Raw genomic sequence first — 26,821 nt, 5'->3', positions numbered from 1 at the left:
TACCGGGGGGTACCGGTGTGCCCAGATCGCCGTCGTCCCACGGGAGTTCCCACACCATGCGTCACCACCAGGCCGAGCCTCTTCCTGCCGCGCTGCCGCTGCTCGCCGCCCAGGCGGGAATCCTGTACGCGCAGGAGCTCGACCCCGGCAACCCGGTCTACAACACCGGTGACTGCGTGGAGATCGACGGCCGCCTGGACGAGGACCTCTTCGAGCGCGCCCTGCGCCACACCACGGCCGAGGCGGAGACCCTCTCCCTCCTGGCCGTCGCCGGGGACGCCGGAGCTCCTCCCACCCAGCGCATCGCGCCCGCGGAACCCGCCCTCCACCGGATCGACCTGCGCACCGCGGCCGACCCCTGCGCCGAGGCCGACGCCTGGATGCGCGCCGACCTCGACCGCCCCGTCGACCTCACCGAGGGCCCCCTGGTCACCCAGGCCCTCCTGCGCGTCGCCGACGACCGCTACCGGTGGTACCAGCGCGTCCACCACTTCGCCGTCGACGCCTACGCCCTGACCCTCATCGGCCGCCGCGTCGCCGAGGTCTACACCGCCCTCGCCGATGGCCGGGAACCCTCCGCCAACCCCTTCGGCACCCTCCGCGAGCTCGTCGACGACGAGGCCGCCTACCGCACCGGCGAACACCTCGCCGCCGACCGCGACTTCTGGCGCGAGCGCCTCGCCGGCCGGCCCGACCCCGTCTCGCTCTCCGACGGCCCCGCCGCCCCCGCGGGCACCGTGCTGCGCCGCACCGGCACCCTCCCCGCGGGCACCATGGACCGCCTGGGCAAGGCCGCCGACACCGCCAGGGCCACCTGGGCCGAGCTGCTGATCGCCGCCACCGCCGGATACCTCCACCGCGTTTCCGGCGCCCACGACATCGTCCTCGGCCTGCCGCTGATGAACCGGCGCGGGTCCGCAGCCCTGCGCACCCCCGCCATGACCGTCAACGTCTTGCCGCTGCGCATCGCCGTGCACCCCCACGACACCGGCGCCGCGCTCCTGCGCCGCGTCGTCCTCGAAGTGCGTGCCGTCCGCCGCCACCAGCGCTACCGGCTGGAGGACCTCCGCCGCGACCTCCAGCTCTCCGCCGCCGCGCAGCCCCTCTTCGGGCCGATGGTCAACATCAAGGCGTTCGAGGGCGACCTCGACTTCGGCGGGCTGCCCGGCGCCGTCCGCAACCTCGCCGCCGGGCCCGTCGACGACCTCGCCGTCGCCGCCACCCCGGCCCCCGACGGCTCCCTGCGGCTCGGCCTGGACGCCAACCCCGCCCGCTACGACGAAACCTCGCTCGCCGGGCACGAACACGCCCTCCTCCGCTACCTCGACGCGCTCACCGACCTCCTCCTCGACGACCCCGCCCGGCCCGTCGGCACCATCGACCTCCTCGACGCCGAGGAGATCCGCCGCGCCACCGCCGGCCGCGCCGAGCCCGCCGTCACCCGCACCCTCCCCGAACTCTTCGCCGAACAGGCCGCCCGCACCCCCGACTCCGTCGCCGTGCGGAGCCGCGGCGAAGCCCTCACCTTCGGCCGTCTCGACGAGCGCGCCAACCGCCTCGCCCACGAGCTGCGAGCGGCCGGGGTGCGGGCCGAGACGCCCGTCGCCCTCGCCCTGCCCCGCAGTGCCGACACCGTCGTCGCCCTGCTCGCCGTCCTCAAGGCCGGCGGCGTCTGCCAGCCCCTCGACCTCGGCCACCCCGAACAGCGCCTCGCCGCCGTCCTGGAGGACACCCGGCCCGCCTGCGTCGTCGGCACCGCCGACGCGGTGGCCGGACTGCCCCCGCACTCCATACCCACCCTGCTCCTCGACGACCGGGCCACCCGCGCCCGGATCGACGCCCGGCCCGCCACGGCGCCCGACGCGCCCGCCCTCGGCCAGGCCGCGTACATCATCCACACCTCGGGCTCCACCGGCCGCCCCAAGGGCGTCGTCGTCACCCACGCCTCGCTCGCCAACCTCCACGCCGGACACGGCACCGACCACATCGCGCCCGCCGTCGCCCGCGCCGGCCGGGACCGGCTGCGCGTCGCCCACAGCGCCTCCTTCGCCTTCGACGCCTCCTGGGACCCCGTCATCTGGATGGTCCACGGCCACGAGCTGCACCTCCTCGACGACGCCGGCTACCGCGACACCGCCGCCCTCGCCGCGTACGTCCACGACCACCGCATCGACTACCTGGACGCCACCCCCTCCTACGTCGAGGCCCTCCTCGCCGAAGGCCTGCTGGACGAGGGCCGGCACCGCCCCGCCACCGTCGTCGTCGGCGGCGAGACCGTGCCCGAACCGCTGTGGCGGCGCCTCGCCGCGACCGAGGGCCTCAACCCCCTCAACCTCTACGGGCCGACGGAGACCACCGTCGACGCCTACTCCTGGGTGCCCGGTGCGGACGGCACCGCCGTCGGCAGCCCCGTGCGCGCCTCCCGGGCGTACGTCCTCGACACCTCCCTGCGCCCCACCCCGCCCGGCGTCACCGGCGAGCTCTACATCGCCGGAGCCTGCCTGGCCCGCGGCTACCTCGGCCGCCCCGACCTCACCGCGGAACGCTTCACCGCCGACCCCTTCGGCGCCCTCCACGGCGAGCCCGGAGCCGCGATGTACCGCACGGGCGACCTCGTGCGCCGCCGCCCCGACAACACCCTCGAATTCCTCGGCCGCGCCGACGACCAGGTGAAGATCCGCGGCTTCCGCGTCGAACTCGGCGAGATCCAGGCCGCGCTGGCCGCGCACCCCGCCGTCGACCGGGCTGCTGTGATCGCCCGAGACACCGCGCACGGCAAGCGCCTCCTCGGCTACGTCGTGCCCGCCGACGGCACCGCCCCGGCCGGCCCCGACACCCTGCGCGCCCACCTCGCCGAACGACTGCCCGCCCACATGGTCCCCGCGGCGATCATCACCCTCGACGCCCTGCCGCGCACCGCCAACGACAAGCTCGACCACCGGGCCCTGCCCGACCCCGAACCCACCACGGGCACCGGCCACGCGGCGCCGCGCACCCCGCGGGAAGAGCTCGTGTGCGCCCTCTTCCAGGACGTCCTGGCCCTGGACGCCCCGCCCTCCACGGACGCCGACTTCTTCGAGCTGGGCGGCCACTCGCTGCTCGCCGGGCGCCTGGCCTCCCGCATCCGCGACGCCGTCGACGACAACTTCCGCCTCGCCGACGTCTTCGCCAACCCCACCCCCGCCGGCCTCGCCGCCCACCTGGACGACACGGCCGCGGCCGAGGAGCGGCCCGCGCTCCTGCCGGTGCCCCGCACCGACCGGATGCCGCTCTCCCCGGCCCAGAAGCGGCTGTGGTTCATGCACCGCCTCGAAGGCCCCAGCCCCACCTACAACATCCCCCTCCTCCTCACCCTCTCCGGTCCTCTCGACCAGGACGCCCTGCGCCTCGCGCTCCGCGACCTCACCGACCGCCACGAGACCCTGCGCACGGTCTACCCCGCCGTCGACAACGAGCCCCACCAGCGGATCCTGACCCCGGACCAGGCCCACCCCGAGCTCCACGCCGAACCCCTCGCCACCGACCTCACCGAGGCCGTGCGCCACTGCTTCGACCTCGCCGCCGAACCTCCGCTGCGGATCACGCTGTTCAGCCAGGGCGGCGACCGCCACACCCTGCTGCTCCTCCTCCACCACATCGCCGGCGACGGCGCCTCCACCACCCCGCTCGCCCGCGACCTCGCCACCGCCTACGCGGCGCGCGCCCGGGGCCGGACCCCCGAACTGCCGCCCCTGCCCGTGCAGTACACCGACCACACCGCGTGGCAGCAGCGCCTCCTGGGCACCGCCGACGCCCCCACCCCGCTCGCCGCCCGGCAGCTCGACCACTGGAAGCAGGCCCTCGCGGGCCTCCCCGACCAGCTCGAACTCCCCACCGACCGGCCCCGCCCCGCCGTCGCCTCCTCCGCGGGCGACACTGTCCCCTTCCACCTCGACGCCACCGCGCACGCCGCCGTCGCGGCCCTGGCCCGCGAGAGTGGCACCAGCGTCTTCATGACCGTCCAGGCCGCCCTCGCGGCCCTCCTCACCCGCTACGGCTGCGGCACGGACATCCCCCTCGGCACCCCCGTCGCCGGGCGCGACGACGACGCGACCGCCGACCTCGTCGGCTTCTTCGTCAACACCCTCGTCCTGCGCACCGACACCTCCGGCGCCCCCACCTTCCGTACGCTCCTCGACCGCGTCCGCACGGGCACCCTGGCCGCCTTCGCCCATGCCGACCTGCCCTTCGACCGGCTCGTCGAGGAGCTCAACCCGCCCCGCTCCCTCGCCAGGCACCCCCTCTTCCAGGTGATGCTGGCCTGGCAGTCGCTGCCCGACGGCGAGTTCACCATGGCGCCCGGCCTCACCGCCCGCACCGGCGCGATACCCTCCGGCACCGCCAAGTTCGACCTCACCCTCAACGCGGGGGAGCGGCCCGGCGGCGGCATCGCCGGCTTCCTCGAATTCCGCACCGACCTCTTCGACCGCGCCACCGCCGAGGCCCTCGCCACCCACCTCGCCCGGCTGCTCGCCGCGGCCGCCGCCGACCCCGACACCCCCATCGGCCGGCTCCCGCTGCTCGGCCCCGAGGAGCGGCACCGCTGCCTGGTCGAGTGGAACACCGGCACCCCCGCCCCCGAGCCGTCCAAGCAGACGCTCGTGGAGCTCTACGAGGACGCCGCCCGCCGCCACCCCGGCCGCACCGCCGTCACCTGCGCGGGCAGCACCCTCGACCACGCCGGGCTGTCCGCCCGCGCCAACCGCCTCGCCCGCCTGCTGGCCTCGCGCGGCATCGGCCCGGACTCCGTCGTCGCGCTCGCCCTGCCCCGCTCACTCGAACTCGTCGTCGGCCTGCTCGCCGTCGCCAAGTGCGGTGCCGCCTACCTCCCCCTGGACCCGGACTACCCCGCCGACCGGCTGGCCTACATGCTCCAGGACGCGTCCCCCGCCGCCGTCCTCACCGACACCGCCACCGCGGGCCGCATCCCCTCCCACGACCTGCCGACCGTCCTCGTCGACGGCACCGACGCCGACGCGTACGCCACCACCGACCTCGCACCGGAGGAACGCACCCGCCCGGTGCGCCCCACCGACACCGCGTACATCATCTACACCTCAGGCTCCACCGGCCGCCCCAAGGGCGTCCCCGTCACCCACCACAACGTCGCCCGGCTGTTCTCCGCCACCGACCAGTGGTTCGGCTTCGACGAGCACGACGTGTGGACGCTCTTCCACTCCTACGCCTTCGACTTCTCCGTCTGGGAGCTGTGGGGCGCCCTGCTGCACGGCGGCCGGCTCGTCGTCGTCCCCCACCTCGTCAGCCGCGACCCCGCCGCCTTCCTGCGGTTGCTCGCCGACGAGCGCGTCACTGTCCTCAACCAGACGCCCTCCGCCTTCTACCAGCTCATGGCCGCCGACAAGGAGAGGCCCGGCACCGAACTGGCCCTGCGCTACGTCGTCTTCGGCGGCGAGGCCCTCGAACTCGCCCGCCTCGTCGACTGGTACGACCGCCACGCCGACGACGCCCCCACCCTCGTCAACATGTACGGCATCACCGAGACCACCGTGCACGTCTCCTACATCGCACTCGACCGGGCCAAGGCTGCCGCGGGCGCGTCGAGCACCATCGGCGTCAACATCCCCGACCTGCGCGTCTACGTCCTCGACCGCTACCTCCAGCCCGTGCCGCCCGGCGTCACCGGCGAGATGTACGTCGCGGGCGAGGGCCTGGCCCGCGGCTACCTCGGCCGGCACGCCCTGACCGCCGAACGCTTCGTCGCCGACCCCTACGCCCACCTCTTCGGTGAGAGCGGCACCCGGATGTACCGCTCCGGCGACCTCGCCCGCCGCCGCCACGACGGCAGCCTCGACTACTTCGGCCGCGCCGACCACCAGGTGAAGATCCGCGGCTTCCGCATCGAACTCGGCGAGATCGAGGGCGTCCTCGCCGACCACCCGGACGTCGCCGACGCCGCCGTCGTCGTCCGCGAGGACACCCCCGGCGACAAGCGCCTCGTCGCCTACGCCGTCCCCGCCGCCGACACCACCCCGGCCGCCCTGCGCGAGCACGCCGCCGCCGGGCTCCCCGCCCACATGGTGCCGTCCGCCGTCGTCCTCCTGGAGCGGCTGCCGCTCACCGCCAACGGCAAACTCGACCGCAAGGCCCTGCCCGCCCCCGACCTCACCGCCGCCGTCACCGGGGGCCGCGCCCCGCGCGGACCCCGTGAGGAACAGCTCTGCGCCCTCTTCGCCGACGTCCTCGGCCTGCCCCGGGTCGGCGTCGACGACAACTTCTTCGACCTCGGCGGACACTCACTGCTCGCCGTACGCCTCGCAGGCCGGATCAAGGCGGCGCTCGGCGCCGACGTCGGCATCGGCACCCTCTTCCAGGCACCCACGGCCGCCGCCCTGGACACCGCACTCGAAGCCGCCGACCGCACCGACGAACTGGACGTGCTGCTCCCGCTGCGCCCCGCCGCCGAAGGCGACCGGGCACCCCTGTACTGCGTCCACCCCGCCGGCGGTCTCAGCTGGTGCTACGCCGGACTGATCCGCCATCTGCCCGCCGACGTGCCGATCTACGGCCTCCAGGCACAGGGCGTCGGCCCGGCCACCGCGGGCGACCCCCTGCCGCGGACCCTGGAGGAGCTCGCCGCCCACTACGTCGACCGGCTCCGCGAGGTCCAGGCCGAAGGCCCGTACCGGCTGCTCGGCTGGTCCACCGGCGGCATCATCGCCCACGCCATGGCCACCCGCCTCCAGAACCTCGGCCACGAGGTCGAGACCCTCGCCATCCTCGACGCCTACCCCGCCGAGGGCTTCCGCGAACTGCCCGTGCCCGACCAGGCCGAGGCACTCGAAGCACTGCTCGCCATGGGCGGCTACGGGCCGGACAGCCTGGAGGGCAGGCCCTTCGAACTCGCCCACGTCACCGAGGTGCTGCGCCGCGAGGGCTCCCCGCTGGCCAGCCTCGACGACGCCACCATCGAGGCACTCAACGCCACCTACCTCAACACCAACCACCTGGTGCGCGCCTTCGACCACCGCGTCTTCCACGGCGACGTGCTCTTCTTCCGCGCCACCGTCGACACCATCGACGACGAGCTCACCCCCGACACCTGGGCCCCGTACGTGACCGGGCGGATCGACAACACCGACGTCGCCTGCTCGCACAAGGACATGACCCTGCCCGCCCCGATCGCGCACATCGCCCGCGTCATCGGCGACCACCTTCGGAACCTGGAGAACTGACCCCATGAGCGACGCACCCACCAACCCCTTCGACGGCGACGGAGAGTTCCACGCCCTCGTCAACGACGAGGGCCGGCACAGCCTGTGGCCGGGGTTCGCCGCCGTGCCGGACGGCTGGACCGTCGTCCACGGCCCCTGCGAGCGGCAGGCAGCCCTCGACTGGATCGCCGAGCACTGGACCGACCTGGCCCCGGCAGCCCGGTGAGGGGCATACCGCCGCGCATCGCCGTCGTGATCGTCTACACGGCGGCGATGTGCATGAACGGGCTCGACTCCACCATCGTCAACCCCGCGCTGCTCACCATCGCCCGGGACTTCGGCGAACCGGTGTCGGCCGCCAACACCGTCGAGGTCGCCTTCCTCGTGGCGCTCGCCGTCGCCCTGCCCGTCGCGGGCTGGCTCGGCGACCGCTTCGGCACCAAGAGGGTCTTCCTCGGCGCGCTCACCGTCTTCACCGCGGCCTCCGCCGCCTGCGGCCTCGCCCAGGGCCTGACCGCGCTCGTGCTCGCCCGGGTCGTCCAGGGCATCGCGGGCGGCCTGCTCACCCCCGTCGGCATGACCCTGCTCTTCCGCGCCTTCCCGCCGCACGAGCGGATGAAGCTGTCGAAGGTGCTCATCGTGCCGACCGCCCTGATGCCGGCGCTCGGCCCGCCCCTGGGCGGCTTCCTCACCGAACACCTCTCCTGGCACTGGCTGTTCTTCGTCAACGTCCCGATCGGCGCGGCCGCCGTCCTGCTCGGCGTGCTCGGGCTGCGCGAACAGGTGGAGGGCACGGCGGGCGGCTTCGACCGCACGGGCTTCCTGCTCGCCACCCCCGCGCTCGGGCTCCTCACCTACGCGCTGGGCTTCGGCCCGGCACACGGCTGGACCTCGCCGGGCATCGCCGTGAGCGCGGCCCTCGGGCTCGTCCTGATCGCAGCGGCCTGCGTCCACCAGCTCCGGGCGGCCGAACCGCTGCTCCAACTGCGGCTCCTCGCCGACAAGGTGTTCGCCTCGGCCACCGTCCTCGCCCTCGTCACCTCCGCCGGGCTGATGGGCGTCCTCTTCGCCTTCCCGCTGCTCTACCAGGCGGCGCTCGGCGCCTCCGCCCTGGACGCGGGGCTCAGCGTCTTTCCCGAGGCACTCGGCCTGATGCTGGCCTCGCAGGCCGTCGACCGGCTGCTGCCGCGGCTCGGCCCCCGGCTGCTCGCCACGCCCGCCCTGGTGCTGGCCACGGCCGTCTTCGCCGCCCTCGCGGTGCCGGGCGTCGCCGAGCACGCCTGGGCGGTGCGGGCCCTGATGTTCTGCGTCGGACTCGTGCTCGGCACGGCCGTACTCACCGTCCAGATCGCCGGGTTCGCGGACGTGCCGCCCCCGGCCATGGGCCAGGCGATGGGGCTGTTCACCATCGTCCGCACGCTCGGCGGCGCGCTGGGCATCGCCGTCACCGCGGCCGTGATCTCCGCCGCGGGCGGCTCCGGCGCGCACGACGCGACCCCCGGCCCGTACCGGGCGGCGATCCTCACGACCGCGGGACTGGTCGCGCTGGGGACGCTGTGCGCCCTGCGGCTGCCCAGGGAAGCCCCCGCCCCGCCGCCCTTCGACGACGAGCCGGAGGACCAGGAGGCCCGGGCCGCGGCCTGACCCGCGGGACTTCCGCGGCCGGCGCGCTCAGCCGCGCGCCGGCCGCGGACCCAGCAGCCCGGCGAGCCACGCGGCGAGCCCCCCACGCCAGCAGGCGTAGTCGTGGCCGCCGTTGAACTCCTCGTACGCCACCTCGTAGCCGCGCGCCTGGAGCACGTCGCGCAGGTGCCGGTTCTGGGGGAGCAGCATCCACTCCTGCAGCCCCACCTCCAGCCGGAAGCGGACCGGCAGCCTCTCGCGCAGCGCGTACTGCCGGGTCAGCCACTCGCTGCCGCTGTCGAACTCGGTGCCGTCGGGCCACCAGAAGGACCCCGACTGCGACAGCGCGTTCCCGAACCGCTCCGGCCTGCGGAACGCCGCGAACGCCGCCGTCAGCCCGCCCGCGCTCTGCCCCGCGACGACCGTGCGCCCCGGATCCGCCGTCACGCCGTAGCGCTCCGCGGCCCACGGCAGCAGGACGTCCGCCAGCCAGTCCACGAACTCCTCGCTGCAACTGAGGTCCGCCACCCGCCGGTCCCGGCCCATGGTGTCCACGAGCAGCGCGACCGTCGGCTCGACGGCCCGCTCCGCGTGCAGGTTGTCCAGCGTGTCGCCGAAGCCCAGCACGGGCCCCCACATCTCGCCGTCCAGCAGCACGGCCACGGCGTACGGGCCGCTGCCCGCGCCCCCGTGACCGGCGGGCAGACACACCGTCACCCGCCGCCCGTCGACCTCCGCCGCCACCCGCTCGCCCCGCGCCACGTCCGCGCGCGGCAGCGCCCAGGGCTGCGCGGGCGCGTCGGGGAGCGCCAGCACGGACGACGGGTGACGGCCGTCGCGCGACGGCAGCGGGGGAGCGGTGTTCAGCGGGTCGGGCAGCGCCGAGTCCAGCACCCGCAGCCACGCCGGACGGTCCGTCCGCAGCGTCTCCTCGCGGGGCCCGTGCGCCACGAAGAACTGGTACGCGGCCCGGTGGTCGGCCCGCAGCCGGTGGCCGATCGCCCACACGTCGGTGCCGGGCACCTTGGCCATCAGATGCGGGCTCAGGTCATGGGAGTGCCGGTCCTTGTCGGTGACCGTGTGCAGCAGGGCCAGGACGTCGGTGGCGGGCCGCCGGGGGTCGTCCCGCCAGAGGAAGGTGACGAGGCGGTAGGAGGGGTCGGTGGCGTCGGGCTCGACGAGGGGGGTGCCGGTCGCCGCGGCGCGCTGCCAGAAGTCTTCGAGGGCGTGCGGCCTGCCCCCTCGAACGGCTTCCGCGAGCTCGCGAAGTATCGGGCTGTCGATCCTCATGGGGCTCCTCGGTTTCTGTGCTGGGAAAAACACCGGCGTCCTAGACGCGCGTCGCCGCCGACCGGCCCAGCAGCACCCACAGCAGGAAGGGTCCGCCCAGCACGGTCGTCACGATCCCCACCGGGATCTCCACACCGTCCAGCACCACACGCCCCACCGTGTCCGCCAGGACGACCAGGACGGAGCCGACCAGCATGGAGGAGAGCAGCGGCACCCGCAGCGGCCCCGCGAGCCGCCCCGCGATCACCGGTGACGCCAGTGCCACGAAGCCCACCGGCCCGCAGATGCCCACCGCGAGACCCGCGAGACCGACCGCGAGCAGCATGCACACCAGCCGCACCCGTCCCGGCGCGACGCCCAGCGACGCCGCCGTGGAGTCGTCGAAGCGCAGCACGTTGAGCTGCCGGGCGACGACGAGGGCGAGCGGGACGAGCACGGCCAGCCCGATGAGCACCGGCACGGCCACGGAGTAGCTGCGGCCGTTGAGGCTGCCCGAGGTCCATACGTAGAGCGAGCTCGCGGAGTTCAGGGAGCGGCGGGAGAGCACGACCTGGGTGACCGCGGAGGCGAGCGCCGACATGGCCAGGCCCACGACGAGGACGCGGTAGCCGCGCTGCCCGAGGCCGCCGGAGACGGTGGTGACGACGAGGACGGCGGCGAGCGCGCCGACCGGGCCGGCCCACCAGGCGCCGAACGTGCCGCTGAGCGTCGCGGACAGCAGGACGGCGGCGGTGGCCCCGTCGTTGACGCCGAGGAGTTCGGGGGTGGCGAGCCGGTTCCGGGCGAGGGTCTGGGTCAGGCAGCCCGCGAGGCCGAGGGCCGCGCCCGCGGCCAGCCCGGCGACGATCCGGCCGAGGCGGAACTTCTGCACCAGCAGCACGTCGAAGCGGTCGCCCGAGCCGAAGACCGCGCTGAAGGTGCGGCCGAGCCCCATCTCGCTCTGCCCCGCGTACGCGGACAGCACCACGGCCCCCACCAGCAGCGCGGCCAGGGCCAGTCCGGCGACCGCCGCGCGGCGCGGCACGAGGAACGACAGGACGCCGCGGCGTACGACCAGGCTCTCGGCCCGCTTCCCGGACGGGCGCGGGCGCGGCAGCGCGGGGACGAGACGGCGCGCGGGCGGGGAGCTCTCGGCGGTGGCGGGGTCCGTCATGCCCATCGCGCCCAGCCGCTTGGAGCGGACGATGCCGATCAGGACGGGCGCGCCGAAGAGGGCGATGATGACGGAGACCGGCGCCTCGAAGGGCCGGGAGACCACCCGGGCGAGGATGTCGGACCCGGTCAGCACGCCCGCCCCGATGAGCCCGGCGAGCCCGATCTGAGGGAGCAGCCGGGGGCCGGTGATCGCCCGGGCGAGGAAGCCGGCGAGCAGCCCGAGGAAGGAGATCGGCCCGACGAGCGCCACGGACGAGGCGGTGAGCAGCGTGACCGCCACGGCCACCACCACGCGGACGGCGCCCGGCCGGTGGCCGAGGCCGCGGGCGAGGTCGTCGCCGAGCGCCAGCGCCGACAGCGGGCGCGCGATCAGCAGCGCCACGACGAAGCCCACGGCGAGCACGGGCACGAGTGCCTCGAGCTTCCCGAAGCCCTCGACGCCCGCGAGCGACCCCAGCACCCAGAAGCGGAACCGGTCGTACGCCTCGGCGGAGTTCACGATCAGCACACTGGTGACGCCGCCGAACGTGGCACCCAGCGCGGACCCGGCGAGCACGAGCCGCATCGGCGAACCCCCGCCCCGGCGGCCCGCGATGAGCAGCACGAGCGCACTGGCCAGCACCGCGCCGCCGAAGGCCCACAGCAGATAGCCGTAGCTGCTCTGGACGCCGAGGAGGATGATGCCCGCGACGACGCCGAGCGAGGCGCCCGCGTTGACGCCGAGCAGGCCCGTCTCCGCGAGGGGGTTGCGGGTGACCGCCTGGAGCAGACAGCCGGCGGTGCCGAGGCCCGCGCCGACGAGCAGGGCGGTGAGCGTACGCGGGATCCGCAGATCGCCGACCACCAGGGAGAGACGGGAGCTGTCGCGCGCGCCGTTGCGCCCCAGGACGTAGTCCAGGACGTCGCCGGGGCCGACCTCGCCCGCGCCCACGGACAACGACAGGGCCGTCAGCACGAGGACGGCCAGCGCGAGAGTGGCGGTGGCGGCCAGAAGGGCCCGGTTCCCGTGCGAGCGCACCGTCAGGGGCGGTCGGCGGTCGGGGCGCACCTCCGGGGGGCCCACTTGCGACAGAGTCATAAGGTAAGGCTAGCCTAAGCGTTTTTGGCTGCCGTCGGCGGTCGCCCGCGGTGACAGGGTCCTTATCAGATGGCCGCACCCTCTCGGCGTCAGCACTTCAAGGCCCCATCACCCGTTAGTGGGGCGGATTTCGCCACGTGAGGCGACGGGTGCAACGATGCGCTCGCCCGAACCGACTATCAGAGTAATTGGAGCCTGAATGCAGCGATGTGGGGGAGCATCGGTCGGCCGCTGGGGAGCGGCGATGATCGCGTCGGCCACGACCGTCGTCCTCGCGCTACCGGCGCCCATGGCGGAGGCCGCCGGTGCGAGCGGCCCGCCGAAGGTCGCCGCGAAGGGCGCGTTCCTGCTCGACAGCGGCACCAACAAGCAGCTGTGGGCCAAGGAGGCGGACACCAGGCGGCAGATGGCCAGCACCACCAAGATCATGACGGCGGTCGTGGTGCTCGACGCGCCCGGCGTGGACCTCGACCGGCAGATCGCCGTCAAGCAGTCCTACCGCGACTACGTCGTACGCACCGGAGCGAGCACGGCCGACCTGCGCACCGGTGACAAGCTGACAGTCAGGCAGCTGCTCTACGCGCTGATGCTGCCGTCCGGCTGTGACGCCGCCTACGCGCTGGCCGATTCCTTCGGCAGCGGTGACGACGAGGTGGCACGCACCCGTTCGTTCGTCTCCATGATGAACAGGAAGGCGTCCGAACTCGGGCTGAGCCGTACCACCTACGACTCCTTCGACGGGATCTCCTCCCGGGGCGGCAACCTCACCACCCCCCGCGATCTGGCGAAGCTCTCCCGGCACGCGCTCGGCAACCGCACCTTCCGCGAGGTGATGGGCGCCCTCAACACCCAGCAGAAGGCGACCAACGTCAACCGCCTCTACACCTGGTACAACACCAACAAGCTGCTCGGCTCCTACAAGGACGTCATCGGCATCAAGACCGGCACCACCTCGGCCGCCGGCCCCTGCCTGGTCTTCGCCGCGCAGCGGCGCGGCCGCACCGTGGTCGGGGTGATCCTCAACGACGGCCCCGGCCGCTACCCCGACGCCGCCAGGATGCTGGACTACGCCTACGGCAAGCACACCGAGCTGAAGCTCCGCAAGCTCCCCCCGATGGCCCGCGAGGACTGAGGCCGCCCGCGCCACGGCGCCCCCGAGAGCCCGGACCCCCGACGGGAGGTCCGGGCTCTCCGCATGTGAGGACCCTTGTGTGAGTGTCCGTCACATCCCAGGAACCGGCACTGTTTTGTACCTGAACGAGTGAACCGTCGGACGGGAAGTACCGGATGCCGAACTCCCCGGCGCGCAGGGGGAGATAGAGTCCTTCCTGTCCGGAAACGGACATCGGGCCCCCGCGTTCGCCGACGGTTGTACCGGACCGCATCGCCGCGCGCCGGGGCCCGCCACCCCCACCCCGACTCCTCGGCACGTCGCCGCCCACCCCTGCGGCTTTCGCATGCCCATGGGCCCTGCCCAAGAACGGGAGCGCACCCCCACCACTTCGTCCACCGAACCCTGGAGGCGCCATGTCCGCCCGAACCGAGCCCCGGAACAGCCCGCGAGCCCACCGGCCACGGGCCGCCGCACCGAAGCCCCAGGAAGCCGCGGCGAGTGGCGCGCCGGAGGCACGATGACGGCCATCAAATGGCGGACATCACGCGCGATCCCCGTCTCGGCGAGCGAACTGCTGCTGTTCGGCGGCGCCTTGCGGTGCGACGCGCCGTTCGCGAACCGTGAACGGCCCCTGCTGAGGCTCACCTTCCGGTCGATGGCGCGGCAGTTCCCGGCCATGGTCGGCACCGTCGCCAAGGCCGCCTGGCGCGAGGACCCCGCGGCGCTGCTCACCCTGCTGGGCGCCGAGCTGGGGCAGGGCGGCGCCCGCGCCTTCGGGCTGGTGGCCACCAACCAGGTGCTCGTCGCCCTCTTCGCCGCCGGGCCCACCCCCGAGCGGATCCACCGCGCGGTGCCCGCCCTCCTGGCCGTCACCGCGGTCACCGCGGCCTCCGCGCTGCTCGCCTCGGTCTCCGTGGCCGCCGCCGGGCAGCTGGAGCCCAAGGTGGAGCGGGTGTGCACCGCCCGCTTCTACCGCACCGCGGTCCGGGTGGAGCTCGCGACGCTGGAGAACAAGGACTTCCACCGCAAGCTCGACGCCGGCCGCTTCGGCACCGACTCGGTGCGGATGATGCTCGGTTCCTCGGTGCTCGTCGTCAACGCCCTGATCGGGCTGGTCTCCGCGGCCGGCGTGCTGGCCCTGCTGCACCCGTCCCTGATGTTCATGCTGCTGCTGATCGCGGCGCCCAAGGGCTGGGGCGCGGTGGTCTCGGCCCGCCGCCAGTACGCCTCGCGGCACGCCTGGATCGAGCACCGGCGCGCCATCTCCGTCATCACCTCCACGCTGACCAGCCAGGACTCCGCCGCCGAGATCCGCGTCCACGGCGCGGGCCGGATGCTCGTCGACGCCTATGACGACATGGCGGCCACCATGGAGAAGGAACAGCAGCGCCTGGCCCGCGCCCAGGCGGCCACCCAGAGCGCGTCCTCGGCGCTGTCCGGGCTGGCGGCCGTCGCCGCGTACGGCGTGCTGTGGCTGCTGCTGGCCTCCGGCGGAGTGCCGCTGGCCGTCGCCGGCACCGCCGTGATCGCCGTGCGCGCCTCCGGCGCCGGCCTCACTTCCCTGGTGATGCAGATCAACCGCCTTTACGAGGAGGCCATGTACCTGAGCGACCTGGAGGACGCCTGCCGGACCGCCGAGCGCCACGCCATCCCCTCGGGCGGTACGCCGCTGGCGGCCGGGGTGCGGGAGATCAGGCTGGAGAAGGTCTCCTTCGTCTACCCCGACACCACCGCCCCGGCGCTCTACGAGGTCAGCCTGGCCATCCCGCCCGGCAAGGTCGTCGCCCTGGTCGGCGCGAACGGCTCCGGCAAGACCACGCTCTCCAAGCTGGTCGCCGGGCTCTATCTGCCGACGTCGGGGTGTCTGTCCTGGAACGGCGTCGACGTCCGGGAGGCCGACCGCGACCAGCTCTTCGACCAGGTCGCCGTCCTGTCCCAGGACTTCCCCCGCTGGCCCATGACCGCGCGGGCCAATGTCCACATCGGCCGCTCCGCGCAGCCGCTCGACCAGGACCTCATCGACCGCGCGGCCGCCGACGCCGACGCGACCGACGTCGTCAAGTCCCTGCCGCACCAGTGGGACAGCCTGGTGATCAAGGGCTTCGAGCGCGGCACCCAGATCTCCGGCGGCCAGTGGCAGCGGCTGGGCAGCGCACGGGCCCGCTACCGCCGCGCCCCCCTGCTCATCGTGGACGAACCCACCTCCGCGCTGGACCCGAAGGCCGAGGCGGAGGCGTTCCAGTCGCTGCGGACGCTGACCGACGAGGGCACGACCGTTCTGCTGATCACCCACCGGCTGGCCGCGACCGCGACCGCCGACCTCATCTACGTACTGGACCGCGGGCACCTCGTGGGCGAAGGCACCCACGAGGAGCTGATGGCCGTCGAAGGCGGGCTGTACCGCTCGATGTACGAGCTCCAGGCCGCCCAGTACGGCATCGAGTCCGCTCCGCGATCCGTCCCCGACCCCGCCAGGCGCAATGGTTCCCCGCATGCACAGCCCGCCCAGGCCTGACGGCCGCACCGACGCCCCGTCCCCGTCCCGGCCCTCGCCCCCCGCTCCGTCCCTGCCACGTCCCAGGCCCCCGTCCGATCAGCCCTCCCCGTCCGCCCCACCGCCCTCGCCGGCGGTCCGGTCCGTGCCCGCGTCCGAGGCTCCGTCACCCCCGCCCTCGTCTCCGCAACCCCGGCCGGACCGGCCGCCCTTGGGGCCGCTGGCGAGCACCTTGCGCGATGTCTTCGGGTGCCTCGGTGTGATCACGGCCGCGGTTCTCATCTCCTTTATCTGTGTTCACTTGAGCCACGCGTTTCCCGAACTCTCGGCCAAGTGAACGGAGTCGGGCGTCGGTCAATACCGGCCAAGAGGCCGCATGGCCGACGCCGACTCTGGCGGAGCCGTGTGCCGCCTCCTACCATTCGAACGCTCCCGTCCCCACGGGTCACCCTCAGGGTGTGACTTGTCATGATCATGCCCTGAAATGTTCAGTTCTCATTCATTCCGTTTCCGGAATCCGTCCCCGGTGTCCGGCCGGAATGCATCCGCTCGGTCCAGGACAACGATTGGAGAGCCATGCCCGCCGGTCTTTTAGCAGGGGCAACGATCGCGGCGCTGTTCAGCGCGCCGTTCTCCACGTACGGCCCCTCGGTGATCGTCAATCCGCCGCCGGACAAGATCGTGATCGAGATAGCGACCGTCAACGGCTCGGGCTGTCCGCAAGGGACCGCCGCCGTGGCCGTGTCGCCCGACAACACCGCCTTCACGGTCACCTACAGCGACTACCTCGCGCAGGTGGGTGTCGGGTCCAAGCCCACGGACGCGAGAAAGAACTGCCAGCTCAACCTGATCGTCCACGTACCGCAGGGCTTCACCTACGCCATCGCCAGCGCGGACTACCGCGGCTACGCCCAGCTGGAGCGCGGCGCGACCGGCTCCGAGAAGGCGTCGTACTACTTCCAGGGGCAGTCCCAGACCGTCCCCAGCGTGCACACCTTCAACGGCTCCTACGCCGACAACTGGCAGGCGACCGACAACGTCGACGTCGCCGCGCTGGTCTGGGCGCCGTGCGGTGAGCAGCGCAACTTCAACATCAACACGGAGCTGCGCGTCAACGCCGGGACCTCGGACCCCACGAAGACCACCAGCTATATGACCATGGACTCCACGGACGGCAACCTCAACACGACCTACCACCTGTCCTGGAAGGAGTGCCCGAAGTAGGCACGGCTTCTGTGAGGGGCGGCGGGCCTGCCGGGCGCAGGCTCGCCGCCCCGGGTGCGGGCCGGGACTTTACGCCGCACACAACCGGCGCCACCTGCGGAAATAGCACTCCGCATGGCCTTGGTCACATTATGGGTATAGACCTCTGGAGGAAAGCGCGCGAATGTGGGGGGAACCACCGCGAAGACCAGCGGCCCGAACCCGCCCCCGCAGGACCGTCCCGGCGTCGGAGACACCTCCGTCCAGCGCCCTTCGCGCTACCTCGATTGCCATTGAGTCAGATGCCTGCAACCAGCCGCGACACCGTGAGTCCCCCGCACATGGCCGACGCCGCTGCCGGCGTGCCAGACCCGGTCACCGCTTGGGCGGCCTCCCCACCGCGCCCCCGGCCCCCCTGGGCCGCCGGGATCCCCCTGTGCATGCACAGCCCGGCCGCGCGGCGGCAGCCGCACTACCCGCCGCCCCACCCCTCCCGCACGATCTCGCTGCCCGCGACCGTGCGGTCCGTGGCCGCCGCCCGCCGGTTCTCGGAAGGGCTGCTGGCCGAATGGGGGCTGCACGAGCTCGCCGGGGACACCGCCCTCCTCCTCTCCGAGCTGGTCACCAACGCCGTGGTCCACGTGCCCGACGCCGCCGGCGACATCGAGCTCGCGCTGACCCGGGCGCAGGGACACCTGATCGCGCAGGTCACCGACACCGGCGGGCACCTGCCGCGGTGCGGCGAGGCGGGCCCGGACAGCGAGAACGGGCGCGGGATGTGGCTCGTCGAGCAGATCGCCACGCGGTGGGGCCACCGGCCCTCCGCCCGCGGCAAGACCGTCTGGTTCACGCTGGCGCTCCCCGCCTTCGCCCGGTAGATCCCCCCGGCGGCCCCCTCCTCCCCACGTCCTCCACGGCTTGCGCGCGAACGCGCCCTGTGCCGCGGGCTGCGCTCCGAGCGGGTTCGGAGAGACCATGGAAGTCGCTGCGGTGACATGGCGGAGAAGCCGGGGGAGACCCGGGGAGCACGGACTGCCGGTCCGGCCCGACCGGCGCGAGGCCGCCGCACCACCCTCCGCGGGCGGAAGGAGGACCTCGATGGGGACGACCGACGCGTACCGGTCGGAACCCGGCCCTGCCACGGGCGCCCCGTACGAGCCGGGCGGCCTGCTGGACGTGCTGAACGTGGCCGCCGTCGTCCTGGACCAGAAGGGGCGGATCGTCCTGTGGAGCCCGCAGGCCGAGGCGCTCTTCGGCTGGACCGCCGCGGAGGCCCTCGGCCGCTACGCCGCCCAGCTGCTGGTCATCGACGAGCACCTGGACTCGGTGCTCGAGCTGTTCGCCAAGGTGATGGGCGGCGGCGAGTCCTGGGCCGGCGTCTTCCCCGCCCGGCACAAGGACGGCACCGCCCGCCTGGTGGAGTTCCGCAACATGCGGCTGGAGGACCGCAGCGGCGACTTCTACGCGCTCGGGATGGCCACCGACCAGGAAGTGCTCCGCCACGTCGAACGGGACCTCGCCCTCTCGCTCCGGCTGGTCGCCCAGTCGCCGATCGGCCTCGCCGTCCTCGACACCGACCTGCGCTTCGTGATGGTCAACCCCGCCCTGGAACGCATCCACGGCCTGTCCGCCGAGGAACACCTCGGCCGCCGCGTCGGCGAGGCCCTGCCGCTCGCGGACGTGGCCGAGATCGAGTCCGCCATGCGCGAGGTGCTGGCGACCGGCACCCCGCTGCTCGACCGGTTCGCCGTGGGCCGCGCGGGCGGCGGCGCCGCCGAGGACCAGGCCCAGCTGGTCTCGTACTACCGTCTCGAGGACCCCGCCGGGCGCACCCTGGGCCTCGCCACCTCCGTCGTCGACGTCACCGACCGGCACCGGGCCAACAACGAGGCCCGGCGGCGCACGACCCTGATCGCCGACGCCTCCGTGCTGATCGGCACCACCCTCGACCTCGACCGCACCGCCCAGGAGCTCGCCCAGGCCGTGGTGCCCGGCCTGGCCGACGTCGCGGCCGTCGACGTCCTCGACACGGTGCTGGCCGGCGGGCGCGCCGTCCCGCCGGACGGGGGCGCCGCCGTCTTCCGGGCGCTCGCCGTGGCCTCCACCGACTCCGCCGACGCCGTCCGCGCCGCCGACCCGCCGGGGCAGATCGCGCGGTACGCGGCGGACCGGCTGGTCACCCGGTGCGTGACCACCGGGCGGCCGGTGTGCGTCGCCCGCGTGCACGACCGCGACCTGCCGCGCATCGCCCGTGACCGGGACGCGGCCGAACTGCTGGCGCACGCCGGGCTGCGCTCCTATCTCGCGGTCCCCCTCATCGCCCGGGGCGAGGTGCTCGGCGCGCTGGACCTCAAGCGCATCGGCAACCCCCGGCCCTTCGGCGAGGACGACATCGCGCTCGCCGGGGAGCTGGCCGCGCGGGCCGCCGTCAGCATCGACAACGCGCGCTGGTACCAGCGCGAACGCAGCACCGTCCTCACCCTCCAGCGCAATCTGCTCCCGCAGCGGCCCGTGCACTCGGTGGGCCTGGAGATCGCCTACCGCTACCAGCCCGCCGGCACCGCAGGCAATGTCGGCGGCGACTGGTTCGACGTCATCCCGCAGGCGGAGGAGAAGAGTGCCCTGGTCGTCGGCGACGTGATGGGCAGCGGCATCAACGCGGCCGCGGCGATGGGCCAGCTGCGCACCGCCGCGCGCACGCTCTCCCAGCTGGGGATCGAGCCCGCGCGGGTGCTGCACCACCTCGACCACACTGCCACCGGTCTGGACCAGATGATCGCCACCTGTGTCTACGCCGTCTACGACCCGCACCGCGCCCGGTGCCACATCGCGACCGCGGGCCACCTGCCGCCCGCCCTCGTACGCCCCGGCCACCGTCCCGAGCTGATCGAACTGCCCGCCGGAGCGCCCCTGGGCGTCGGCGGCGTCCCCTTCGAGAGCGTCTGCCTGCGGCTGGCCCCCGGCGATCAGCTCGTGATGTACACCGACGGCCTGGTCGAGACCCGCGACGAGGACATCGACACCCGCCTCGACGCCCTCCTCGCCGTCCTCGCCGACGCCCCCCACGACCTGGAGGAGACCTGCGACCTGCTGCTGAGCTCCCTGCGCGACGGCAACGACCAGGACGACGTGGCCCTCCTCATCGCCCGCGTCGAGCCGGGGCCCGCGCCTACCGGTCGGTGACGCGCAGCTCCTCCACGCGGCGGGGCGTGAACCCCTGGGAGACGAGGCGGCGCAGGCGCAGATGGTCGGCGGCGTCGATGTTGAGCAGATTGGCGTCCAGCGCGGGCGGGAGGGAGAAGCCTTGGTAACCCGAGCCCGAATGCGCCTTGTTCAGCGACAGCTTGCCTATCGGTAGGGTGCGGGGCGCGATGCCCGGTGGATCCTGCCCCCGCCCGCCCGCCCCTTCCCGCAACCGGGGGCTCCGCCCCGGGCGTTCGGCCGGAGGTCAGCGCAGCTGGATGCGGTACGACGCCCCGTCCCCGTTCAGCGTCAGGCGTGCCTCGCCCGTCGCCCCCGCGTACGTTCCCGTGCCGCCCGTCACCGCGGCCGTCGTCGGGTAGGGCGGGCGGCCGAAGCGGTCGGTCAGAGAGGTCAGGACGAGGGTGCCCTGGTCCGTGCGCAGGACGCGTTCGCACTGGACGACCGTGCCCTCGTAGCGGGCCAGGACCACGTCGCAGCGGTCGCTCGCGTCGCCGACGCGCTTGCCCGCGCGCTCCTTGCCGTCCTTGTCCGTGGTCGTGGAGTGCAGGTCGAAGTAGGTCACCCAGCGGTCCCCGGTCCGGGGGTGCTCCGGCTCGGTGCCGACCTTCTGCACCGTCGTCAGGCGGAGATCCTTCTCCCCGTCCGCCGCGGCGGGTTGCAGGGACAGCACGCTGATCGTCACGGCGCCGGCGGCTGCCACCGCGGCGGCGGCGATGCTCATCGTGCGGCGGGGACGGTCACGGAACATGTCGATCCTCCAGATCGAGTCGGAGCAGCCCGGGCCCGGAGTTCCCCCATCCGTCCCGCCCGGCGCTGCGTTCACCTCGACGCCGACGGTATCGCGGAGCGACCGTCTGTCGACACATTGTTACCCGCGAGATATAGCCAAATGTTCGATAGTTGAACGGAGTTGACGATATCCGAACTTCCGGGCCGCTCCCCGGCTACCCGGGGAGCTCCGAAAGCGTCGGATACGACGGCTGCGCACCGGGCTTGGTCACCGCCGCCGCACCCACCCGCACGGCGAACCGCGCCGCTTCCACCAGCGAAGTTCCCGCCGCCAGCCGGCCCGCCAGCGCGCCCGTGAACGCGTCGCCCGCGCCGGTGGTGTCCACGGCCTCGACCTCGATCCCCGGCAGTCGCACCGGCTCCGCCGCGCCCTCCTCCAGGACGAGTGCACCGCGCTCGCCGAGGGTGATCACGACCGAGCGGGCCCCCGCCTTCCGCAGCGCGCGGGCCCATTCGTCGGGCCCCCCGCAGTGCAGCTGGGTGAGCCACCTGGCCTCGTGCTTGTTGACGATCAACGGATCGGCCGCGGCGAAGAATTCGGGGTCCAGCTCCTCCGGCGTCGGGGAAGGGTTGAGCACGACCCGGGTGCCGGTCTCCCGCGCGATGCGGACCACCTCCCGTACCGTCCCGTACGGGATCTCCAGCTGCAGGGAGACCACCGCCGACGCGGCGATCACCTCGCGGGCCGCGGCCACCTCCGCCGGGGAGAGGAGCGCGTTGGCGCCGGGCGAGACCACGATGCTGTTGTCGCCGTCCGGGTCGACGACGATCATCGCGGTGCCGGTCCGCGCGCCCTTCTCCACCAGGACGTGCCGCAGCCCGGTGCCGGCCGCGCGCTGGGCGGCCAGCAGCAGCTCGCCGTAGGCGTCGTCACCGACCTTCGCCAGCAGGGCCGTACGGACCCCGAGCCGGGCGGCCGCGGCGGCCTGATTGGCGCCCTTGCCGCCGGCCGACTCGACCAGGTCGGTGCCCAGCGCCGTCTCGCCCGCGCCCGGCCGCCGGTTCACCCGGACCGTCAGATCCGCGTTGGCCGAGCCCACGACCAGCACGTCGTACATCTTCTTCTCGTTCACGTTCCCACCCTCTCAGCCCGTGAAGGCCGTGGCGTTCTCCCGGGTCACCAGCACCACGGGAACCTTCACCTCGCGCGGCAGCGGCTTGCCCTCCGCGGCCCGGACCGCCCAGTCCACGGCCTGCTTGCCGAGCAGCCTGGGCTGCTGGGCGACGGTCGCGGTCAGGGCCCCGTCCCGTACGGCCGCGATGCCGTCCGGCGTGCCGTCGAAGGCGACGACCTTCACCTTGCCGGACGCGGAGCCCAGCGCCTTGGACGCGCCGAGCGCCATCTCGTCGTTGGCGGCGAAGACCCCGGCGATGTCTCCGTGCGCCTGGAGCATGTTCGCCATGACGTCCATGCCCTTGGTGCGGTCGAAGTCCGCGGGCTGCCGGGCGACGACCTCGATGCCCGGCCAGGCCCGGATGCCCTCCTCGAAGCCCTTGCCGCGCTCACGGGCGGCCGACGTGCCCGGCAGGCCCTCCAGGAACGCCACCTTCCCCTTGCCGCCGACCGCTTCGGCGAGCGCCTTCGCCGCCAGCCGCCCGCCCGCGACGTTGTCGGAGGCGATCGTCGAGCCGACCTTGCCGCCGTTGACCCCGCGGTCGATGGAGATCACCGGGACGTCCGCGCGGTTGGCGACACCCACCGCGGGCACCGCGGCGTCGGAGTCGACGGGGTTGATGACCGCCGCCTTGACGTTCTGGCTGGTGAACGTCTCCATCTGATTGATCTGCTGGGTCGGGTCGTTCTGCGCGTCCGTGATGTTGATCTTCAGGCCGCGGGCCTTCGCCTCCGCCTGCGCGCCCTCCTTGATGCCGACGAAGAACGGGTTGTTCATCGTGGACAGGGCGAGCCCCAGATCCGTGTGGCCGCCGCGGTCGCAGCCGCTCAGCGCGAGGGAACCGGCCAGCACCGCCGCCGCGGCCACCGCACCCGCGCGCCCCCTCATCGCGCGCTCCGGCGGCGCAGCGTGTCGAGCAGCACGGCCAGCGCGATGACCAGCCCCGTCGCGACCTGCTGCCAGAAGGCCGACACCGACAGCAGGTTGAGCCCGTTGCGGAGCACCGCGAGGATCAGCGCGCCGATCAGCGTGCCCGACGCCTTGCCCGAGCCGCCGGACAGGCTCGCCCCGCCGATGACGACGGCGGCGATGGCGTCCAGCTCGTAGCCGACGGCGGCCTGCGGCTGCGCCGAGGTCAGCCGGGAGGCCAGCACGATGCCCGCCACCGCGGCGAACAGCCCGGAGAGGGCGTAGATGACGAGCTTGCGGCGCCGCACGTCGATGCCCGAAAGGCGGGCCGCCTCCTCGTTGCCGCCGATCGCGAACATCGCGCGCCCCGTGTACGTCCGCGCCAGGACCAGCGCCGCGACCGCCCCCATGGCGACCATCACGAGCACGGGCACCGGCAGCCAGCCGCCGAGGGTGTCACCGAGCCGGCCGAGCGAGGCGGGGAAGGCGATCGGGGAGCCGCCCGAGATCACGAGCGCGAGGCCGCGGCCCACCGACAGCATCGCCAGCGTGGCGATGAAGGCGGGGAGCCGGCCGTACGCGACGAGCGCGCCGGAGACCAGCCCGGCCACCGCGCCCACCGCGAGGCCGAGCGGCACCGCCACCACCACCGGCAGGCCCTGCGACGTGGCGGCCCAGCCGACCACCGTCGCCGACAGCGCGGCCACCGAGCCGACGGACAGGTCGATGCCCGCCGACACGATCACGAACGTCACGCCGAACGCGAGGATCGCCGTCACCGACGCCTGCACACCGACGTTGAGGAGGTTCTGCCCGTTCAGGAAGTCCCGGGACAGCACCGCCATCACCACGGTCAGGGCGATCAGCCCGCCCAGCGGGCCGTTGCGCAGCACCGCCCTGGTGAACCACTGCCCGGGAGTGCTCCCGGGCGCCGCAAGCACCTCAGCCGACATCGGAGCCCTCCATCGCGCTCTCGTTCCTGTTTCCCACGCCACCGGGCGAGCGGACCGCCAGTTCCATCACCGCGTCCTGCGTGGCCTCCTCGCCCGCCAGCTCGCCGACGATCCGGCCCTGGGCCATCACCAGCACCCGGTCGCTCATCCCGAGGACCTCCGGCAGGTCGCTGGAGATCATCAGGACCGCGCAGCCCGCCGCCGTCAGCTCGTTGACGAGCTGATAGATCTCGACCTTCGCGCCGACGTCGATGCCGCGCGTCGGCTCGTCGAGGATCAGCAGCCGGGCGCCCGCCAGCAGCCACTTGCCGATGACGATCTTCTGCTGGTTGCCGCCCGACAGGGTGCGCGCCGACTGCTCGAGACCGCTCATCCGCACCTTCAGCCGCTCGGCCACCGCCGCCGCCTCGCGGCGCTGCGCCCGCCGGTCCACGAACCCGCCGCGGGTGTCGCGGTCGAGCCGGGCCAGGGTGAGGTTGTCGCGCAACGAGGCGTCCAGGAGCAGGCCCTGGCCCTTGCGGTCCTCGGGGACGAGCCCGAGCCCGGCCCGCATCGCGGCCCGTACGTCACCGCGGGCCGGCGCCCGGCCGTCCACCTCGACGGTGCCCGCGTCGTAGCGGTCCACGCCGAACAGCGCCCGCGCGACCTCGGTGCGGCCCGCGCCCACCAGCCCGGCCAGGCCCACCACTTCACCGGCCCGCACCTCGAAGCCGATGTCGGCGAACGCCCCCGCGCGGGTCAGCCCGCGCACCCTCAGCAGGGGCGCGCCCGGCCCCTCGGGGCGCCGCCGCGGATACTGCTCGGCGATGTCGCGGCCGACCATGAGCCGGATGAGCTCGTCCTCGTCGGTCGAGGCCGGCACCTCGGTCACCGAGCGCCCGTCGCGCAGCACCGTGACCCGGTCCCCGAGCGCGGCGATCTCGTCCAGGTGGTGGGTGATGAAGATGACGCCGACGCCGGCCTCCCGCAGCTCACGGACGATGCCGAAGAGCGTGGCGACCTCCTCGGAGGTGAGGACCGCGGTCGGCTCGTCCATGATCAGGACGCGGGCGTCCAGGCTGAGCGCCTTGGCGATCTCCACCATCTGGAGCCGGGCGATGCCGAGTTCGGCCACGGGCGTGGCAGGGGAGACGTCCAGGCGCACCCGGCGCAGCAGCTCCGCGGCGCGGGCCCGCATCTCGCGCCGGTCGACGAGGCCGAGCGCGGTGCGCGGCTGCCGCCCCAGGAAGATGTTCTCCGCGACGGTGAGCCCGGGGACGAGGTTGAACTCCTGGTGGATGGTGGCGATGCCGAGGCGCTCGGCGTCCTGCGCGGAGCGGATGACGGCCTCCCGGCCGTCGACCAGGATGCGGCCCTCGTCGGGCCGGTGGGCGCCGGAGAGCATCTTGATGAGGGTGCTCTTGCCCGCGCCGTTCTCCCCCAGCAGGACGTGCACCTCGCCGGCCCGCAGGCTCAGGTCCACGCCGTCCAGCGCCCGGACGCCGGGGAAGGACTTCGTGACCCCTTCCACCCGCAGCAGTTCGCGGCCGCCGGCCGGTACGTCGTCGTTGACGCCGGTCATGCGCTGCCCCTCTCTAATGACGTGTCTCTGGCTGTTCGCCGCACGAGCGGCGGGGTACGAGCTGCGCGGGCAGCAGGACGGAGGGGGCCTCGCGCCCCTCGATGCGCTCCAGGAGCGTGTGCACGGCGGCCCGGCCCAGCTCCCGCGTCGGCTGGGCGACGGCGGTGAGCGGCGGATCGGTGTGCGCGAACCACGCCACGTCGTCGAAGGCCACCAGCGCCACGTCGCCGGGGATGCGCAGGCCCCGTGCCCGCACCTCGTCCAGCGCGCCGAGCGCCATCAGGTTGTCCGTGGCCAGCACGGCGTCCGGGGGTTCCGGCAGGTCGAGCAGGGTGCGCATCATCCGCTGCCCGCCGGTGGGGGAGAGGTCGGGCGAGGAGACGATCCGTTCCCCGGGCAGGTCGATCCGGTGCCCGGCCAGGGCCGTACGGAACAGCTCGAGCCGCTCCTCGCCGATGGGCGTCCCGGCGGGCGCGACGATGACGGCGGGCCTGCGCCGCCCCAGCGCCGCCAGGTGCGCGGCGAGGTCGGTGAGCGCCTGGCGGCCCTCCGCGCGGACGCAGGGTGCGGCGATGCCGGGAACGGCGCGGTCGAGGAGGACGAGCGGGGTGTCACGGGAGACGACCTCGCGGAGCATCGCCGACCCGGTGCCCGCGGAGCTGACCATCAGGCCGTCGATGCGCCGGTCCAGAAGCGTACGGATGTAGTCGTCCTGCTGCTCCGGGCTCTCCCCGGCGTTGCCGATGATCAGGCTGTAGCCGAGTCGGCGGGCCTCCTGCTCGACGGCGTCGGCGAGTTCGGTGAAGAAGGGGTTGCGCAGGTCGCTGATGACCAGGCCCAGCGTGCGGGTGCGGGCGGTGCGCAGCGCGCGGGCGACCACGTTGGGCCGGTAGCCGAGCTCCGCCACGGCCGCGAGGACCCGGTCGCGGGTCTCGGCGACGGGGGAGCGGCCGTTGAGCACCCGCGAGACGGTCGCGACGGACACCCCGGCGCGCTCGGCCACGTCCTTGATGTTCGCCATGGTGCTCCACAGGTGGGGGCCGGGGATGTAATCGATTTCGTGCGGCTCAGGTAATCGATTGCACGGGTGGCCCGTCAAGATGTCGCAAACGTGACGCGCGT

15 protein-coding genes and 1 pseudogene are annotated in these 26,821 nt (G+C 73.7%); 8 read left to right on the top strand and 8 right to left on the bottom strand.

The window, feature by feature from the left end; all coding sequences use genetic code 11:
• The first annotated feature begins 56 nt into the window (after positions 1–56).
• The 3 genes from ABD269_RS24565 to ABD269_RS24555 are packed head-to-tail and all read left to right on the top strand — an operon-like array spanning position 57 to position 8,855.
• Positions 57–7,232 carry an amino acid adenylation domain-containing protein gene (locus tag ABD269_RS24565; RefSeq protein WP_344121086.1) on the top strand — a complete coding sequence of 2,392 codons (7,176 nt, stop codon included), beginning with the start codon at positions 57–59 and terminating at the stop codon, positions 7,230–7,232.
• Between the two features lie 4 nt (positions 7,233–7,236).
• Entirely contained in the window at positions 7,237–7,437 is a 201-nt protein-coding gene (locus tag ABD269_RS24560) for an MbtH family protein (RefSeq protein WP_344121084.1), read from the top strand.
• A 47-nt stretch (positions 7,438–7,484) separates the two neighbouring features.
• Positions 7,485–8,855 (top strand): DHA2 family efflux MFS transporter permease subunit, encoded by a 1,371-nt coding sequence (locus ABD269_RS24555; protein ID WP_425572985.1) that lies wholly within the window; start codon positions 7,485–7,487, stop codon positions 8,853–8,855.
• Between the two features lie 27 nt (positions 8,856–8,882).
• Here the strand turns inward: ABD269_RS24555 and fes are convergent, their stop codons facing one another.
• Together fes and fhuB are read right to left on the bottom strand one after the other, a co-directional pair.
• A complete protein-coding gene (gene fes / locus ABD269_RS24550; protein WP_344121080.1) occupies positions 8,883–10,124 on the bottom strand; it encodes an enterochelin esterase in 1,242 nt (413 codons plus the stop codon).
• A gap of 40 nt (positions 10,125–10,164) precedes the next feature.
• Positions 10,165–12,357 (bottom strand): Fe(3+)-hydroxamate ABC transporter permease FhuB, encoded by a 2,193-nt coding sequence (gene fhuB, locus ABD269_RS24545; RefSeq protein WP_344121078.1) that lies wholly within the window; start codon positions 12,355–12,357, stop codon positions 10,165–10,167.
• 199 nt (positions 12,358–12,556) lie between these two features.
• Here fhuB and ABD269_RS24540 point away from each other — a divergent pair, with 199 nt between their 5' ends.
• The 5 genes from ABD269_RS24540 (at position 12,557) to ABD269_RS24520 (ending at position 20,351) form a co-directional block, all read left to right on the top strand.
• Positions 12,557–13,489, top strand: a complete 933-nt coding sequence (locus ABD269_RS24540; RefSeq protein ID WP_425572970.1) for a D-alanyl-D-alanine carboxypeptidase family protein — start codon at positions 12,557–12,559, stop codon at positions 13,487–13,489.
• Between the two features lie 499 nt (positions 13,490–13,988).
• On the top strand, positions 13,989–15,986 hold the full coding sequence (locus ABD269_RS24535) for an ABC transporter ATP-binding protein (protein WP_344121074.1): 1,998 nt from the start codon (positions 13,989–13,991) through the stop codon (positions 15,984–15,986).
• A 555-nt stretch (positions 15,987–16,541) separates the two neighbouring features.
• A complete protein-coding gene (locus tag ABD269_RS24530) occupies positions 16,542–17,189 on the top strand; it encodes a DUF4360 domain-containing protein (protein WP_344121072.1) in 648 nt (215 codons plus the stop codon).
• 419 nt (positions 17,190–17,608) lie between these two features.
• A complete protein-coding gene (locus tag ABD269_RS24525) occupies positions 17,609–18,046 on the top strand; it encodes an ATP-binding protein (protein WP_301891139.1) in 438 nt (145 codons plus the stop codon).
• A gap of 220 nt (positions 18,047–18,266) precedes the next feature.
• Positions 18,267–20,351, top strand: a complete 2,085-nt coding sequence (locus ABD269_RS24520; RefSeq protein ID WP_344121069.1) for a SpoIIE family protein phosphatase — start codon at positions 18,267–18,269, stop codon at positions 20,349–20,351.
• On the opposite strand, the gene ABD269_RS24515 is transcribed toward ABD269_RS24520, so the two are convergent.
• The 6 genes and pseudogenes from ABD269_RS24515 to ABD269_RS24490 all read right to left on the bottom strand — a co-directional run bounded on the left by ABD269_RS24515 (position 20,338) and on the right by ABD269_RS24490 (position 26,720).
• Positions 20,338–20,583 carry a hypothetical protein gene (locus ABD269_RS24515; protein ID WP_425572969.1) on the bottom strand — a complete coding sequence of 82 codons (246 nt, stop codon included), beginning with the start codon at positions 20,581–20,583 and terminating at the stop codon, positions 20,338–20,340. The two genes, ABD269_RS24520 and ABD269_RS24515, sit on opposite strands and share 14 nt — an antisense overlap.
• Positions 20,584–20,616: 33 nt before the next feature.
• Positions 20,617–21,120 (bottom strand): hypothetical protein, encoded by a 504-nt coding sequence (locus tag ABD269_RS24510; protein ID WP_162890441.1) that lies wholly within the window; start codon positions 21,118–21,120, stop codon positions 20,617–20,619.
• A gap of 196 nt (positions 21,121–21,316) precedes the next feature.
• Positions 21,317–22,219, bottom strand: a complete 903-nt coding sequence (locus ABD269_RS24505) for a ribokinase (RefSeq protein ID WP_344122060.1) — start codon at positions 22,217–22,219, stop codon at positions 21,317–21,319.
• Between the two features lie 27 nt (positions 22,220–22,246).
• Positions 22,247–24,138 (bottom strand): annotated as a pseudogene (locus ABD269_RS24500) (ABC transporter permease/substrate-binding protein).
• The gene (locus ABD269_RS24495; protein ID WP_344121066.1) at positions 24,128–25,699 is read right to left on the bottom strand and encodes a sugar ABC transporter ATP-binding protein; all 1,572 of its coding nucleotides are present in this window, start codon (positions 25,697–25,699) and stop codon (positions 24,128–24,130) included. The pseudogene ABD269_RS24500 and the gene ABD269_RS24495 overlap by 11 nt, the downstream one beginning before the upstream one ends.
• Positions 25,700–25,712: 13 nt before the next feature.
• The gene (locus ABD269_RS24490) at positions 25,713–26,720 is read right to left on the bottom strand and encodes a LacI family DNA-binding transcriptional regulator (RefSeq protein WP_344121064.1); all 1,008 of its coding nucleotides are present in this window, start codon (positions 26,718–26,720) and stop codon (positions 25,713–25,715) included.
• Positions 26,721–26,821: the final 101 nt, after the last annotated feature.

Source organism: Streptomyces blastmyceticus (assembly GCF_039521185.1).
Classification (GTDB): Bacteria; Actinomycetota; Actinomycetes; order Streptomycetales; family Streptomycetaceae; genus Streptomyces; species Streptomyces blastmyceticus.
The sequence above is the reverse complement of the archived record's forward strand: the minus strand, read 5'-3'. Positions and strand labels throughout refer to the sequence as shown.

Coding starts and splice junctions, on each gene's coding strand:
- ABD269_RS24565 (WP_344121086.1), top strand. CDS start 57: ATGCGTCACCACCAGGCCGAGCCTCTTCCTGCCGCGCTGCCGCTGCTC.
- ABD269_RS24560 (WP_344121084.1), top strand. CDS start 7,237: ATGAGCGACGCACCCACCAACCCCTTCGACGGCGACGGAGAGTTCCAC.
- ABD269_RS24555 (WP_425572985.1), top strand. CDS start 7,485: ATGTGCATGAACGGGCTCGACTCCACCATCGTCAACCCCGCGCTGCTC.
- fes (WP_344121080.1), bottom strand. CDS start 10,124: ATGAGGATCGACAGCCCGATACTTCGCGAGCTCGCGGAAGCCGTTCGA.
- fhuB (WP_344121078.1), bottom strand. CDS start 12,357: ATGACTCTGTCGCAAGTGGGCCCCCCGGAGGTGCGCCCCGACCGCCGA.
- ABD269_RS24540 (WP_425572970.1), top strand. CDS start 12,557: ATGCAGCGATGTGGGGGAGCATCGGTCGGCCGCTGGGGAGCGGCGATG.
- ABD269_RS24535 (WP_344121074.1), top strand. CDS start 13,989: ATGACGGCCATCAAATGGCGGACATCACGCGCGATCCCCGTCTCGGCG.
- ABD269_RS24530 (WP_344121072.1), top strand. CDS start 16,542: ATGCCCGCCGGTCTTTTAGCAGGGGCAACGATCGCGGCGCTGTTCAGC.
- ABD269_RS24525 (WP_301891139.1), top strand. CDS start 17,609: ATGCACAGCCCGGCCGCGCGGCGGCAGCCGCACTACCCGCCGCCCCAC.
- ABD269_RS24520 (WP_344121069.1), top strand. CDS start 18,267: ATGGGGACGACCGACGCGTACCGGTCGGAACCCGGCCCTGCCACGGGC.
- ABD269_RS24510 (WP_162890441.1), bottom strand. CDS start 21,120: ATGTTCCGTGACCGTCCCCGCCGCACGATGAGCATCGCCGCCGCCGCG.
- ABD269_RS24505 (WP_344122060.1), bottom strand. CDS start 22,219: ATGTACGACGTGCTGGTCGTGGGCTCGGCCAACGCGGATCTGACGGTC.
- ABD269_RS24495 (WP_344121066.1), bottom strand. CDS start 25,699: ATGACCGGCGTCAACGACGACGTACCGGCCGGCGGCCGCGAACTGCTG.
- ABD269_RS24490 (WP_344121064.1), bottom strand. CDS start 26,720: ATGGCGAACATCAAGGACGTGGCCGAGCGCGCCGGGGTGTCCGTCGCG.